14 protein-coding genes are annotated in these 12764 nt (G+C 73.2%); 7 read left to right on the top strand and 7 right to left on the bottom strand.

Annotated features, from left to right (window positions below):
* Positions 1 to 47 precede the first annotated feature (47 nt).
* Positions 48 to 1121 (bottom strand): ferritin-like domain-containing protein, encoded by a 1074-nt coding sequence (locus tag BZZ08_RS00475; protein WP_198601195.1) that lies wholly within the window; start codon positions 1119 to 1121, stop codon positions 48 to 50.
* Between the two features lie 260 nt (positions 1122 to 1381).
* Entirely contained in the window at positions 1382 to 1759 is a 378-nt protein-coding gene (locus tag BZZ08_RS00470) for a MerR family transcriptional regulator (RefSeq protein WP_104630094.1), read from the bottom strand.
* Positions 1760 to 1900: 141 nt separating this feature from the next.
* Here BZZ08_RS00470 and BZZ08_RS00465 point away from each other — a divergent pair, with 141 nt between their 5' ends.
* From BZZ08_RS00465 to BZZ08_RS00450, 4 genes are all read left to right on the top strand, one after another.
* Positions 1901 to 2845 (top strand): alpha/beta hydrolase family protein, encoded by a 945-nt coding sequence (locus BZZ08_RS00465; RefSeq protein WP_104630093.1) that lies wholly within the window; start codon positions 1901 to 1903, stop codon positions 2843 to 2845.
* Between the two features lie 94 nt (positions 2846 to 2939).
* The gene (locus tag BZZ08_RS00460; RefSeq protein WP_104630092.1) at positions 2940 to 4490 is read left to right on the top strand and encodes a hypothetical protein; all 1551 of its coding nucleotides are present in this window, start codon (positions 2940 to 2942) and stop codon (positions 4488 to 4490) included.
* A gap of 221 nt (positions 4491 to 4711) precedes the next feature.
* Entirely contained in the window at positions 4712 to 5230 is a 519-nt protein-coding gene (locus BZZ08_RS00455) for a lytic polysaccharide monooxygenase auxiliary activity family 9 protein (RefSeq protein ID WP_104630091.1), read from the top strand.
* 115 nt (positions 5231 to 5345) lie between these two features.
* Positions 5346 to 6086 (top strand): chitinase, encoded by a 741-nt coding sequence (locus BZZ08_RS00450; protein WP_104630090.1) that lies wholly within the window; start codon positions 5346 to 5348, stop codon positions 6084 to 6086.
* Here BZZ08_RS00450 and BZZ08_RS00445 read toward each other — a convergent pair.
* A complete protein-coding gene (locus tag BZZ08_RS00445; RefSeq protein WP_104630089.1) occupies positions 6083 to 6490 on the bottom strand; it encodes a hypothetical protein in 408 nt (135 codons plus the stop codon). The genes BZZ08_RS00450 and BZZ08_RS00445 overlap by 4 nt on opposite strands.
* 28 nt (positions 6491 to 6518) lie before the next feature.
* On the bottom strand, positions 6519 to 7676 hold the full coding sequence (locus BZZ08_RS00440; RefSeq protein ID WP_104630088.1) for an FAD-dependent oxidoreductase: 1158 nt from the start codon (positions 7674 to 7676) through the stop codon (positions 6519 to 6521).
* A gap of 148 nt (positions 7677 to 7824) precedes the next feature.
* Between BZZ08_RS00440 and BZZ08_RS00435 the strand changes: the two genes are divergently transcribed.
* Positions 7825 to 8442, top strand: a complete 618-nt coding sequence (locus tag BZZ08_RS00435) for a TetR/AcrR family transcriptional regulator (protein WP_104630087.1) — start codon at positions 7825 to 7827, stop codon at positions 8440 to 8442.
* A gap of 111 nt (positions 8443 to 8553) precedes the next feature.
* On the opposite strand, the gene BZZ08_RS00430 is transcribed toward BZZ08_RS00435, so the two are convergent.
* The gene (locus tag BZZ08_RS00430; protein WP_104630086.1) at positions 8554 to 9777 is read right to left on the bottom strand and encodes an FAD-dependent monooxygenase; all 1224 of its coding nucleotides are present in this window, start codon (positions 9775 to 9777) and stop codon (positions 8554 to 8556) included.
* A 171-nt stretch (positions 9778 to 9948) separates the two neighbouring features.
* On the opposite strand from BZZ08_RS00430, the gene BZZ08_RS00425 reads away from it, so the two are divergent.
* Entirely contained in the window at positions 9949 to 10482 is a 534-nt protein-coding gene (locus BZZ08_RS00425) for a MarR family winged helix-turn-helix transcriptional regulator (RefSeq protein WP_104630085.1), read from the top strand.
* Between the two features lie 6 nt (positions 10483 to 10488).
* Here BZZ08_RS00425 and BZZ08_RS00420 read toward each other — a convergent pair whose 3' ends face one another.
* Positions 10489 to 11205: a DinB family protein gene (locus BZZ08_RS00420; protein ID WP_104630084.1), complete on the bottom strand. Its 717-nt coding sequence runs from the start codon at positions 11203 to 11205 to the stop codon at positions 10489 to 10491.
* 153 nt (positions 11206 to 11358) lie between these two features.
* The gene (locus tag BZZ08_RS00415; RefSeq protein WP_104630083.1) at positions 11359 to 11571 is read right to left on the bottom strand and encodes an MbtH family protein; all 213 of its coding nucleotides are present in this window, start codon (positions 11569 to 11571) and stop codon (positions 11359 to 11361) included.
* An 87-nt stretch (positions 11572 to 11658) separates the two neighbouring features.
* Here BZZ08_RS00415 and BZZ08_RS00410 point away from each other — a divergent pair, with 87 nt between their 5' ends.
* Positions 11659 to 12750: an alpha/beta fold hydrolase gene (locus tag BZZ08_RS00410; RefSeq protein ID WP_104630082.1), complete on the top strand. Its 1092-nt coding sequence runs from the start codon at positions 11659 to 11661 to the stop codon at positions 12748 to 12750.
* Positions 12751 to 12764: the final 14 nt, after the last annotated feature.

Here is a 12764-nt window from a genome sequence, read left to right as displayed (position 1 = left end):
GGCACGCGTCCGCACACGGTCGGGACCGCGTGACCGTCCCGCCGACGTCATCCGCGGGGCGGGCGGAACTGGGGTCCGTAGTTGCCCCGGGCGCCCGGGATGCCGGTTTCCATCAGCTCCAGGGCGGGGCTCTCCAGTCCGCGCATCGTCCGCACGGCCGAGCCCAGGGTGCGCGCGTCGCCGTGCGCCCAGGCCGCCTCCAGGGTGCTCAGCACCTTGGCGTAGGCGGTGTCGAACCGGTCGAGGAGGTCCGCCACCCGCTGCGGCGGATCGGGCCAGCCACCGGCCGGGACCCGGGCCATGGGGCGTGCGTCGGGGAAGGGCACGGGGGCGCCGGTGAACCGCCAGCCGTCGTCCTCCTGGCGCAGTTGCCGTCCGTGGTAGATCTCGCCGAAGGCGTAGTAGTGGGCCGGATAGTCGTCACCGAAGGCGTCCTCGGGGGAACTGGCGGTGCCCTCCCCCTGTTCCTTGATGATCTCGATCGCCCGCTCGACGCCGTCGAGGTCGGTGACGGGTTCCAGGACGTCGGAGCCGATGCGCTGGGACAACTGCCCACGGGCCGACAGCGCGGGCGCGGTGGACCGGAAGGCGCGCAGCAGGTCGTCGTAGAAGTGGCCGATGCTGGGCGAGTTGTCCAGGCCGCGGGCGAGGGGCTCCTCCGGGGCCTCGATCGCCATCATCACGTCGTGCACGAAGGGCCTGGTGAGGCCCGAGAGGTAGACGTTCACCTCCTCGCGCACCCCGCCGGGGAGGGGGCCGGGGTAGGCGAGGGCCGCGTCCGTGATCCGCGGCCGGCCGCCCACGGCCGCCAGCAGGTTGCAGACGACGCCCATGTGGTACATCTCGTCGCCGATGATGCGCCGGATCAGCCGTGCGACGTGGCTGCTGCGGTCCCCCACGGACCACCATCCGCACAGGTAGGGCGGGATCGTGGCGAGTTCGAGTGCGACGGCGACCTGGAGGGCCTCCCGCAGCCAGTCGACGCCGCGGCCCCCTTCGGGGACGGCGAGCAGCCGTGCCACGGACCGGCAGCCGGACACGGTGCCCTCCGGCCGCCCGGCCGCGCGGGCGGGGGCGGCGGCCGAGACGGGGGCGGCCGCCGTCAGGACGGCCGACGCCATGAAGGTCCTTCGCCCGAACGGACCGCCCGTCCCCGACGGTTCCTCGCGCACACCAGTCACCCGTACTCCCTCTCCAAGCCGACGCCCGTCTCCTACCGAGACGTCCGGATTCCTCCGACGGCTGGCGAAACTAGCAGCGACGAGGTCGTTTGCCGGGCGGGCAGCACCGAACGGGTCATCCTCTACCCGGTCGGCCCTACCCGCGAGGGCGCGGGCCGGGACGGTCCGGATGGACGCCGTGGGGCTCACGGGTGAGCGGCTCAGGAGGTTCCGGCGCGGCAGGGCCGGCCGGTGTCGAGGTTGCTCGTGGCGCCGGTGATGACGGAGTCGAGTCGGTCCCGGGTGCCGACCAGTGCGGTGATCCGGCCCTCGACGCGGTCCCGCTCCGTGGACAGGCGGTCGAGCAGTTCCGGCGTGGCCCTGCCGTCGACCGCGTACGGCATGAGTTCGACGATGGTCCGGCTCGACAGGCCCGCGGCGTAGAGCCGCTGGATCAGTCGGACGTGGTCGACCGCGCTCTCGGGGTACTGCCGCTGGCCGCTGTGGCTGCGCTCCGCGACGAGCAGTTCCTGTTCCTCGTAGTAGCGCAGCGCCCGCACGCTGACGCCCGTTCTGGCGGCGAGCTCCCCGATGCGCATCCCGCGCCTCCTCTCCCGGTCCGGGCCGTGCGACTTGCCCCTCACGTCAACGTCAGGTTTTAGCGTAACTCCCGAGGGCCCCGCCCAGTCCCGGGCCCTTCTCCCCCACTCCCTGGGGCCGGCAGAAAGAAGGGCACCTTCATGAGCGCACCCGTCAGCGCGACGGCCCGCGTCGTCGCCACCACCACACCGGTCGTCTCGGTCAAACCCGTCGTGCTGCACGTGCCCGGGCGGGGCGAGGAGCTGCGTGTGCGTGTGTCGGCGCCGGTGACCGGGCACGGCCTGCCCGTCGTCCTCCTCGCGCACGGCTTCGGCTCGTCGCTCGACGGCTACGGCCCGCTCGCCGACCACTGGGCCGCCCACGGCTTCGTGGTGGTCCAGCCCACTCATCTCGACTCCCGGACACTGGACCTGCCCGGGGACGACCCGCGCAGGCCGGGCCTGTGGCGCTCGCGCGTCGAGGACATGAAGCGGGTCCTCGACGAGCTGGACGCGGTGGAGGCGGCCGTCCCCGGCCTCGCCGGGCGGCTGGACCGGACCCGCGTCGCGGCGGCCGGCCACTCCTTCGGCGGCCAGACGGCGGGCATCCTGCTGGGTCTGCGCGTCCGCGACCCCGCCACCGGGGAGGCGGCAGACCTCTCCGACCCCCGGGTCAAGGCGGGGGTACTGCTCGCGACGGCCGGCGCCGGCGGCGACGCCCTGACGCCGTTCGCCGCCGAGCACCTCCCCTGGTTGCGGCACCCCGACTTCACGCACATGACCGCCCCCGCCCTCGTGGTCGCGGGCGACGAGGACGACCTCCCGCTCACCGTCCGCGGCGCGGACTGGACGGCCGACCCGTACGTGCTGAGCCCCGGCGAGAAGAGCCTCCTGACGCTCTTCGGAGCGGAACACTTCCTCGGCGGCATCTCCGGTTACGGGGCAGCGGAGACCACCGACGAGAACCCCGCCCACGTCGCCCTGGTCCAGCGCGTCACCCTGGCCTACCTCCGCCACACCCTCGACATCGACAGCACCGCCTGGACAACGGCCCAGCGTGACCTGTCCGTCACCACCCATCCCCTGGGACGGCTCGAATCCAAGTGAACCTCCGGCCGTGCCGACGCGATCGCGTCTCTCGGTCGGTGCGAGACTCCTCGTCCCGACGGCGCCCGGTCGCGGACCGGGAAGAATGCCCGCTGTGAACCACGTCCTGTGCGGCCTCGCCGCCAACCCCGTGCTGCCGGCCGAGTTGGTCGACCGACTGATCGCGGTCGCTGACCCCGACATCGCCCAAGACCTGGCGGGCCGTGAGGATCTCGGCCGTGCACAGGTGCTCGCCCTGGTATCGCGCGTACCGGAGTGCGCGGTCCGGCTCGTGCACGAGGGACGGCTGACCGAGGCGGACATCGATCCGGTGACGCGGCCGGACGCCGCCCTCGCACTGCTCGGCGAGGGCGGCGGTGATCCCCGGTGGGCCCGCCTGCTCGCGGGCGACCCGGACCGCGTCCGCCGGGAGAAGCTGGCGGCCTGCCCGCGCCTCCCGCCGGACGTGGTCGAGGCACTCGTCGCGGACACCGACGTAGGAGTCGTCGCGGAGCTGGCGTTGTGGGCTGGGCAGGACGCCACCGTCCGGCTCGCGGCCCATCCGCACACGGAGGTCCGCCGTGCCGTCGCGGCCAACGAGGCGACACCTCCGGTCCTGCTGGCGGCGCTGCTGACCGGTGCGGGACTGCCTGCCGCACGGCGTTGCCCGGTCTGCGACCAGGAAGAGATTCCGTTCGCGCATGACCGGGAATGCCCGCGTCCCGACTGCGACTTGCCGCCGGGGGCGCGCTGTGGCGGCTCCCACGAGTCCGCCGTGCACGAGATCCAGGAGGCGGCCCTGCGCAACCCTGCCACACCCGCAGAGGCCGTCGCCGGTTTCGTCGATCACCCCTCGGCGCTGCTGCGTTGGGTGCTCGCCGCCCGCCCGGGCCTGTCCTCCGAGGTGACCGCCCGACTCGTGGCGGACCCCCTTCCCGGTGTCCGGGAAGACCTCGCCGCGAACCCCGCGGCCGACGGCACCGTGCTGCGCGCGCTGTCCGGCGATCCGTCCGCCCAAGTACGGCGCGCGGTCGCGCACCATCCCGACGTGCCCCTCGACGTGCTCCTCCAAGTGGCCGGGAAGACCCGGGTCGGCCCCACCCTGCTGCCCCGGATCGCCACCGCCTCCCCGGCCGAGGTGGAGGAACTGGCCCGGTCGTCGGACCCCGCGGCACGTATGCTCCTGGCCCAGCGGCGCGATCTGCCGGCCCGGATACGCGACGCCCTGGCCGCCGACGCCGACGCGAGGGTGGCCAAGCCCCTCGCCACGGACCCGGGTCTGTCCGAAGGACAGCTGCACGCCATGGTGGACCGGCACGGAAGCCGGGTCGCCGCCAAGGTGGCCGCCAACCCCAACACCCCTGCCACCCTGTTGGAGGCCATCACCCGGCACGGGAAGGCGGCACGCAAGGCGCTGCGCGAGGTCGCCCGGCACCCCCGGGCGACGGCTACCGCCCTGCTCGCCTGCCTGGCGGACGAACAAGGGCGTATCCGGGCCGCCGGTCATCCGGCACTTCCCCCGCAGGTCCTCCTGGAACTGCTGGACGACGCGGACTGGCAGGTGGTCGAGGCGGCGGCGGGCAATCCGTCATTGCCGCGCGCCGCGATGGAGGATCTGGTCAACCGGCTTTCTCCGGAGCCTGGTTCGCCGTCGTCGCACTCTTGACACGGTCACGTCGGCCGCTTGTATGGTCTAGTCCAACAGAACTCGCCGCTCCGGTTGCGGAGTTGAGCCCTGCCGGGGTCCCACGCCCCTGCGGGGACGGTGAGTGCGCGTCACCTTCGCGCCTCCTGGCCCCACCCACGAGAGGCCGTACCCGGCGTGCGCGCGGTCCCCCCACACACGGCCGCGCATGCCCTGGGGCGGCCGGATGTGAAGGAGTTCCCATGCACGCACGTCGGAAGACCGCTGCCCTGATCGGCGCGGTCCTCGCCCCTGTCGTGGCCGTGAGCCTGCCCGCCTCCTCGGCGAGCGCGCACGGCTACATCTCCGACCCGCCCAGCCGTCAGGCCCAGTGCGCCGCGGGCACGGTGTCCTGCGGTGACATCACGTACGAGCCGCAGAGCGTCGAGGGCCCCAAGGGCCTGACCAGTTGCAGCGGCGGCAACAGCCGGTTCGCGGAGCTGGACGACGACAGCAAGGGCTGGCAGGTCACCCCGGTGTCGAAGACCACGACGTTCTCGTGGCGGCTCACCGCGCAGCACGCCACCAGCACCTGGGAGTACTACGTCGGCGGTCAGCGGATCGCGCTGTTCGACGACGGTGGCGCGAAGCCGGGCGCGGTGGTGAACCACCAGGTGGACTTCGGTGGGCTCACCGGACAGCAGAAGGTCCTGGCCGTCTGGAACGTCGCCGACACGTCCAACGCGTTCTACGCCTGCATCGACGTCAACGTCGGCGGCTGACGGGCCCGGCGGGGCGGTTCGGGAGCGGCCACGCCCCTTCCCGGGGCGCACGGCCGCTCCCCCCTCCGCCCTGCCCGCGCCGCCCTCCCTCCCCCCATCGAGCAGGAGTCCTACCGTGCAGCACCGCAAGCTCGCACTGCTGGCCGCCACCGGTGCGGCCGCCGCCCTGTGCACCCTGACCATGGCGCCGTCGGCCGTCGCCCAGAAGACCGAGAAGCCCGACGCCCGGGCCGCCGCCGAATTCGTGGTCGGTGAAACCCAGTTCAACCAGATGTTCCCGAACCGGAACTCCTTCTACACCTACAGCGGACTCACCGCCGCGCTCAGCGCCTACCCGGGGTTCTCGAACACCGGCAGCGACACGGTGAAGAAGCAGGAGGCAGCCGCCTTCCTCGCCAACGTCAGCCACGAAACCGGCGGACTGGCGTACGTCGTGGAGCAGAACACCGCCAACTACCCGCACTACTGCGACGCCTCCCAGCCGTACGGCTGCCCGGCCGGCACCGACAAGTACTACGGGCGCGGGCCCGTCCAGCTGAGTTGGAACTTCAACTACAAGGCCGCCGGGGACGCCCTCGGCATCGACCTGCTCAACAACCCCGACCTGGTCCAGAACGACTCGGCCGTGGCCTGGAAAACGGGCCTGTGGTACTGGAACACCCAGTCCGGGCCCGGCACCATGACCCCGCACGACGCCATGGTCAACGGCGCCGGGTTCGGGGAGACCATCCGGTCCATCAACGGCAGCCTGGAGTGCGACGGGCGCAATCCCGCGCAGGTCCAGAGCCGGATCGACAACTACGAGCGCTTCACCCAGCTCCTCGGTGTCGAGCCCGGCGGCAACCTGAGCTGCTAGCGGGCCGAGCCCGACCCGTCCGCCCCCTCGTGCCCACCGGGCCGCCCGGTCGCGAGGGGGCCACGCCGGCGGCCGAACCAGCGTCCCGGGCGCCGTCGCGACCCGCGCCGGCCGCGGCGGGCCGTCCGGCCGTCCTCCGCACCGGCCCCGTCCACAGCGGGCCGGCCCCGCCGCCAGTCGCCGTCGGGCGACAGGAGGGGGGAGGTGCGTTCCGCCTCGGCCCGGATCTCGACGTGGGACGCGTACGCCGTGGCGCGGAACGCCTCCTCGTAGGAGGCCAGGGCCGCGCCCATCGCCCCGCCCGCCGTGCCCCGGCGGCGTACGCGCGACGCCAGCCAGGTGAAGAAGCCGAGGACCGCGGCGAGGCCACCGGCGAGGAGCACGTACGGCAGGAGCGCATCCATGGGCGCGAGCCTACCGGCCGGGCACGCGTCACTCCCCCGGCCCGCGGTCCGCACCGAGCCGTGCGAGGTACTCGGCGTCCGGCTCCTCCAGCAGGAATCCCGCACCGCCCTCGAGCATCCCGGCGATCTCGGCCGAGCGCGGGAGCATCGTCTTCTCGTAGGTGCGCACGGCATCGTCGACGGTGGCGGAACCGGCGAGGGCGAGCGCGAGTTCGGCGCCGTCGAGCATGGCGAGGTTGACGCCGACGCCGAGCGGGGGCATCAGGTGCGCGGCGTCTCCCAGGAGGGTCACGCCGGGCGTGTGCCGCCAGGTGTGCGGCACCGGCAGGGCGAAGAGGGGCCGGTCGACGTAGGCGCCGTCGTTCTCGGTGATGAGGCGGAGTATCCGCGGTGACCAGCCCGCGTACTCGGCGAGGAGCCGTGCGCGGATGCCGTCGGTGTCCTGCGGACGCAGGCCGCCCGCCGCCATCCAGTCCAGGGCGACCCTGCGCATGATGTAGACGCGCATGTGTCCACCGCTGTTGCGCTGCGCGAAGAGGCCGCGCTCGCCGTCGGCCACGTGGGCGCTGCCCCGGCCGACCAGTTCGGACAGCTCCGGATGCGCGGATTCCATCGCGTCGAACCACGCTTCGAGGAAGCCGACGCCGGTGTAGCGCGGTACGGCGTCGGACACCGCCGCCCGGACGCGGGAGAAGGCGCCGTCCGCTCCGATCACGAGGTCCGTCTCCACGGTGCTCCCGTCGGTGAACGTCAGGGTCCGCGGCCCGTCGGCCGACCCGCCCACCGATTCCAGGGTGTGCCCCCACCGCACCGTCCCGGCGTCGAGCGAGCGCAGCAGGAGGTCCCGGAGCTGACCGCGGTCGATCTCCGGGCGGGCCGTCTCCCCCTCGTCCGGCACCCGGTGGGCGAGGAGGCGCCCCGCGCTGTCGAAACGGCGCTCCTCCTGGCTCTCGCACCTGGCGAGCGCGAAGAACTCCTCCAGCAGGCCCGCTTCGCGGAGCGCGAGCTGGCCGTCCTCCTCGTGCAGGTCGAGCGAGCCTCCCTGGTCCCGGGAGGCGGCGTCCGGATCGCGGTCGTACACCGTCGCCGCGATGCCGTGCTGCCGCAGGACGCGGGCGCAGGTGAGCCCGCCCGGGCCGGCGCCGATGATGCTGATCCGCGCGGTCGCGGGAGTCGGAGAGTGCATGACGGTTTCCTTCCGTTGGTGGCGTCCCCCGTGGAACCACCAAAGCAGAAACGAGTGAGAAACTGCAACTGTTCCAGTTTCTTAGTCATTCAGTTTTCTGATTCAGCTCGACTTCTGTGTCGTTCCAGTGGTGCGTTAGAGTGGCGCCATGCCCGACTCCCCGACTCCCGGCCGTCGCGAGCGCAAGAAGGCGGCGACCAGGCAGGCCATCGCCGACGCCGCGCTCGAACTCTTCCTGGAGCACGGGTTCGACCGGGTCAGCGTCCGCGACGTCGCCGAGCGGGCCGATGTCTCGACCACGACCCTCTTCGCGCACTTCCCGAGCAAGGAGGCGCTGGTCTTCGACCGTGAGCAGGACGTCGACGCCGCACTGGCCGCCGCCGTCCGCGAGCGGCCCCGGGGGCAGGGAGTGGTCGAGGCGCTCCGCGCGCACGCCCTGGAGACCTGGGTGCCGATCGTGACCGACCCGCGCCGGGCGAGCTTCACCGCTCTGGTCGGCGACACGCCCGCGCTCCGCGAGTACGGCGAGCGCATGTGGATGCGACACGCCGACACGCTGAGCGGCGTGATCGCGGAGGAACTCGGCCGGGAGCCGGACGATCCGGCGTGCGCGGCGCTGGCCCGGTTCGTCCTGGAGGTCCCCGCCCTGACCACGGGACGGCACGATCCCCGGGCGACCGTGGAGACGGTGTTCGACCTGCTCCTGCACGGCTGGCGCTCGCAGGCCGGTCCGCCGGACACGGCGGCGGACCGCCGCCCGGACTGAACCGGCGGCGACGACCGCTCAGTCCGGCGACCGGGGGCCCGGCGACCACTCAGTCCGGCGGCCGCTCAGTCTGGCGGCCGACGGTCCGGCGGCCGACGGCCCGGCGACCGCTCAGGCGGCCCGCGGGTAGTCGGGCAGCTCCAGGGCCGAGTGGGCCGCGCGGCCCTCCTGCGCGCTCGCGGTCACCAGCACCCTCGCCGCCGCCTCCGGGTCGCGCAGCAGGGCGTTGCGGGCCTCGATCTCCTGCCGCGTCGCGGGGGCCACCGCCGAGCCGCCGCCGGTGGCCAGCGCCTGGTTGCGCTCCGCGAAGGGCCGGATCCGGCGCTCGTAGGCCGCGAACGCGTCGGCGTGGTCCGCGTGCGTCGCCAGTTCACCGGCCAGGACGTACGCGCCGACGAGCGCGACGCTCGACCCCTGGCCGGAGAGGAACGACGTGGCGTGCGCGGCGTCGCCCGCCAGGACGACACGCCCGTGGGACCACGTACGCATGTGGATCTGGCTCACGATGTCGAAGAAGAGGTCGTCGGCCTCCCGCATGCCCTCGACCAGGCGCGGCAGGTGCCAGACCCGTTCGGGGAAGCGCGCCGCGACCAGGTCCCGCTGGGCCCGGGGGTCGCGGAAGGCATCGAAAGGCGGGGTGTCGCGGGTGAAGGTGAGGAAGCCGTGCAGCCGGTCGGAGGGCTCGTGGGCGTAGAGGACGGCGCCGCGTCCCGGCTCGTTCCAGATGACGGCCTCGTGCGCGAGCCCGAACTCGTTGGGCAGCGTGAAGCCCGCGAAGACGTGGCCGAGGTAGCGGTGGAAGGGCTCCTCCGGGCCGAAGACCAGCCTGCGCGTGTTGGAGTGCAGCCCGTCCGCGCCGACCACCAGGTCGAAGGTGCGGCGCACACCGCTGTCGAAGACGACGTGCACGGCGTCCCCGGCGTCGTCGAGCGTCGCGATCGAGTCGTTGAAGAGGAACTCGACCCGGTCCCGCAGCGAGGCGTAGAGCACGTCGGCCAGGTCACCGCGCCGGATCTCGAGGTCGGCTCCCGCCTCTCCCCCGGTCAGCTGCTCGGGCCGCAGCGAGCCGACCGTCTCCCCCTCGGCGTCCACGAAGGTGATCCGCTGACTGTCGACGTGCGCCTTGCTCAGCGCCGGCAGCAGGCCCATGCGGTCCACGGCCTCGCGGGCCGTGCCGCGCACGTCGATCGCGTAGCCGCCCCCGCGGACGGCGGCGGCCTTCTCGACGACGGTCACTTCGAAGCCGTACCGGTCGAGCCAGTACGCGAGCGCGGGGCCCGCGATACTTGCTCCGGAGATCAGTACGCGACGAGCGGAACGGGACGTGTGGATCATGGCTTCTCACCCTTTCACCGGGGTGGACCCCGGGAAAACGGAGGCACGTGCCGCACGGACGGCAAATATACGTACCTTAGGTATCTTTATGGAGGCCATACGGCACCCTCCCAGGCACCGGCCGCTCCCCACGATATAGATACCTAACTCAGGTATGCAAATGGAGACCCCATGACCCTCGAACCCGCCGAGCCCGCCGGGCCGTCCGGATCCGCCGGGCCGTCCGAGCCGGACGACCCGCACTCCGACCTGCTCGCCGTGCTGCCGCGGCTCACCCAGCTCAGCGCGGCCTTCACCAAGGGCCGACTCACGGAACGCGCCGCCGAGGCGGCCGGGCTCGCCCTCGACCGTCCCGCCATGGGCGTGCTGGTGACCCTCCGTACGGCCGACCAGCCGCTGCGGATCGGCGAGATCGCCGACCGGATGCAGGTCGTGGGCCCGCACGTCACCCGCCAGGTGCAGGCGCTGGAGAAGCGCGGTCTGGTCCGCCGGGTCGCCGACCCCCACGACCGCCGCGCGAGTCTCATCGAACCGACCGCGGCGGGCATGGAGGCCGCCAACCGGTATGTGACGTCCCTGCTCGGCTGGTTCGCCGAGGCGCTCGCCGACTGGCCGCGGCAGGACCGGGAGGATCTCACCCGCCTTCTCAACCGTCTCGCCGACGACGTGACGGCGCGTCTGGCCCGGTTCGACGCGGAGGAGTGAGCGGACCTACCGGGCGGCGGAGCGGGCCCGCCACAGGTCGCGCAGGAGCGCGATCTCGGCCATGTGGTGGATGAACTCGAGGCTGTCCCCGGCCACGACGCCGATGTAGGGGTCGTCGGGATCGGAGCCGTACGGGTACTGGGAGAAGCCGACGGTGTCGAGCTGTTCCTCGGTGACGTGGGCGACGTCCTCGCGCCAGCGGTCGATCACCGCCCAGAACCGTTCGAGTTCGAGGGCGGCGGAGGGGGTGAAGTCGACCAGCTGCCGCGGGTCCCGGCGTCGTTCACCGAAGGTCCACTCCCACTGGCCCGCGAAGCAGGAGTGCAGGTGCGCGAGCCGCCAGGCGATGGTGGTGACCGGCGTCGCGTCGGGTTCCGGCGTGCCTTTGTGGGCGAGGACCTGCTCGACGCGCTCGACGCTCACGCTCCAGTCGTCGGCGATCTTGGTGACCGGCATGCCGCCGGCGGCCTGCCGGGCCACCTCCGCGTACTCGCTCGCCGGGATGTCGGGGGCGCCCTTGTCGAGCACCCACTCGCCCGGCCCGTACGCCCTGGGCGTCACCGCCTCGCCCCTACGCCGGATCGACCAGCAACCGGCCACGGGCTCCCACAGGTACTCCTCGTCGCCCAGCCCCGCCAGCCGCACCTCGGCCATCTCCCTGGCCTGGTCGAACTGGTCGAGCAGCACGCCCAGTCGGTCCGTCCGCGCGCCCTCGATCTCCATGCCGGCCCCTTCCACGGTTCCACGGTGCCCCACGCCACGCGGCGCTCCGGCGGAGGCCGAGGCTAACGACTCGCACCCCGCGCACGCGACCGATTTCCCGCTCGCACGGCGGGACGGCAACCGCCCTGGAGCGGCACGTGACCGGGCCCCGCCTCAGGCGTCCGCGGACCCGGCCAGGGAACGCGGGCGCAGGTCGGTCCAGTTGGCCTCGACGTAGGCCAGGCAGGCGTCCCGGGAGTTCTCCTCGAAGACGGTCGTCCATCCGCCGGGCACCGCCGCGAAGGACGGCCAGAGCGAGTGCCGGCCCTCGTCGTTCACCAGGACGAGGAATCGGCCGTCGGGGTCGTCGAAGGGGTTGGTGCTCATCCGCGTACCTCCCGTTGGATTAGGTTAGGCTCGCCTAATGCGCGTTGAGCTTAGCCTTCTGGATTTCCGCTCCACAAGGAGACGTTCATGAGGCCGTCGGGGCCGGACGCCTTCGCCGCGTTCGGGCTGTCCGCAGTGCCGGGCACCGACGCCTTCTGGGCCGCCGTGAAGACTCCCCTCGCGGTGCCCGACGGTGACGGGTGGACGGCCCTGTTCCTGCGGCGCGGGTCGCGGGCGGCGAGCGTCGTCTTCGAGAGCTGGTCGGCTCCGGTGCCCCTGCGCCGATGGGGCGACACGGACTGCTGGTACGCCGAGGTGCGGATGCCGGCGCGGCTGCGGGTGACCTACCGGTTCCTGGTGGGCGACGCGGCGTACGCCGACCCGTGCAACCCCGCGGGTGCGGGCGGTGACCGGTCCATCGCCGCCACCCCGGACGCCCCGCCCCAGCCGCACTGGCCCCTGCTCGGCGCCTCGGACGTCCTGCCGCTGCCCCGCACCCGACTGCGCTGGACCAGCGAGCGGCTCGGCGGGCGGCGCACCGTGCGGGTCCATCCGGTGGGCGGGGGCGGGCCGTTGGTGCTGCTGCTGGACGGGGACGACTGGCTGCATCTGCACCCGGCGGCGGCCGCCTTCGACTCGGCCGTCGCGAGCGGTGAGATGCCTCCGGTCACCCTGGTGTTCCTCCCGGCCAAGGACCGCGGGGCCGAGTTCGGGTGCCGGCCCGCGCTGTGGGAGGCGGTGCGGGACGAGTTGCTGCCCCTGGTGGCCGGCAGCGGGGTGCCCGCCGACCCCGGCCGGACGGTGGTCGCGGGGCAGAGCCTCGGCGGGCTGAGCGCCCTGTACGCGGCGCTGGACTTCCCGGACCTGGTGTCGCGTGTCGCCTGTCAGTCGGCTTCGCTGTGGTGGACGCCCGGCGCCGCGGATCTGGCGGACCCGTTGGGCGGCCCGGTCGGCGGCACCCTCGCGGCACGGCTGCGCGCGCGTCCCGACCTGTCGGGGCTGCGGATCGCGTTCGACGTGGGCGAGCACGAGACGCGGATGCTCCCCCACTGCGCCCTGGTGGAGACCCTCACCGAGCAGGCCGGTGCGACCGTGCGGGTCTCCAGGTCGGCCTGCGGCCACGACCGCGCGGGCTGGCGGCACGCGCTGCTCCGGGACGTGGCCTGGGCCCTCGGATAGGGGCGCCGCGGCCG

Source organism: Streptomyces sp. MH60 (genome assembly GCF_002939385.1).
Lineage (GTDB): Bacteria > Actinomycetota > Actinomycetes > Streptomycetales > Streptomycetaceae > Streptomyces.
The sequence above is the reverse complement of the archived record's forward strand: the minus strand, read 5'-3'. Positions and strand labels throughout refer to the sequence as shown.

Coding starts and splice junctions, on each gene's coding strand:
- BZZ08_RS00410 (WP_104630082.1), top strand. CDS start 11,659: ATGAGGCCGTCGGGGCCGGACGCCTTCGCCGCGTTCGGGCTGTCCGCA.
- BZZ08_RS00440 (WP_104630088.1), bottom strand. CDS start 7,676: ATGCACTCTCCGACTCCCGCGACCGCGCGGATCAGCATCATCGGCGCC.
- BZZ08_RS00425 (WP_104630085.1), top strand. CDS start 9,949: ATGACCCTCGAACCCGCCGAGCCCGCCGGGCCGTCCGGATCCGCCGGG.
- BZZ08_RS00475 (WP_198601195.1), bottom strand. CDS start 1,121: ATGGCGTCGGCCGTCCTGACGGCGGCCGCCCCCGTCTCGGCCGCCGCC.
- BZZ08_RS00420 (WP_104630084.1), bottom strand. CDS start 11,205: ATGGAGATCGAGGGCGCGCGGACGGACCGACTGGGCGTGCTGCTCGAC.
- BZZ08_RS00465 (WP_104630093.1), top strand. CDS start 1,901: ATGAGCGCACCCGTCAGCGCGACGGCCCGCGTCGTCGCCACCACCACA.
- BZZ08_RS00455 (WP_104630091.1), top strand. CDS start 4,712: ATGCACGCACGTCGGAAGACCGCTGCCCTGATCGGCGCGGTCCTCGCC.
- BZZ08_RS00435 (WP_104630087.1), top strand. CDS start 7,825: ATGCCCGACTCCCCGACTCCCGGCCGTCGCGAGCGCAAGAAGGCGGCG.
- BZZ08_RS00445 (WP_104630089.1), bottom strand. CDS start 6,490: ATGGATGCGCTCCTGCCGTACGTGCTCCTCGCCGGTGGCCTCGCCGCG.
- BZZ08_RS00415 (WP_104630083.1), bottom strand. CDS start 11,571: ATGAGCACCAACCCCTTCGACGACCCCGACGGCCGATTCCTCGTCCTG.
- BZZ08_RS00470 (WP_104630094.1), bottom strand. CDS start 1,759: ATGCGCATCGGGGAGCTCGCCGCCAGAACGGGCGTCAGCGTGCGGGCG.
- BZZ08_RS00430 (WP_104630086.1), bottom strand. CDS start 9,777: ATGATCCACACGTCCCGTTCCGCTCGTCGCGTACTGATCTCCGGAGCA.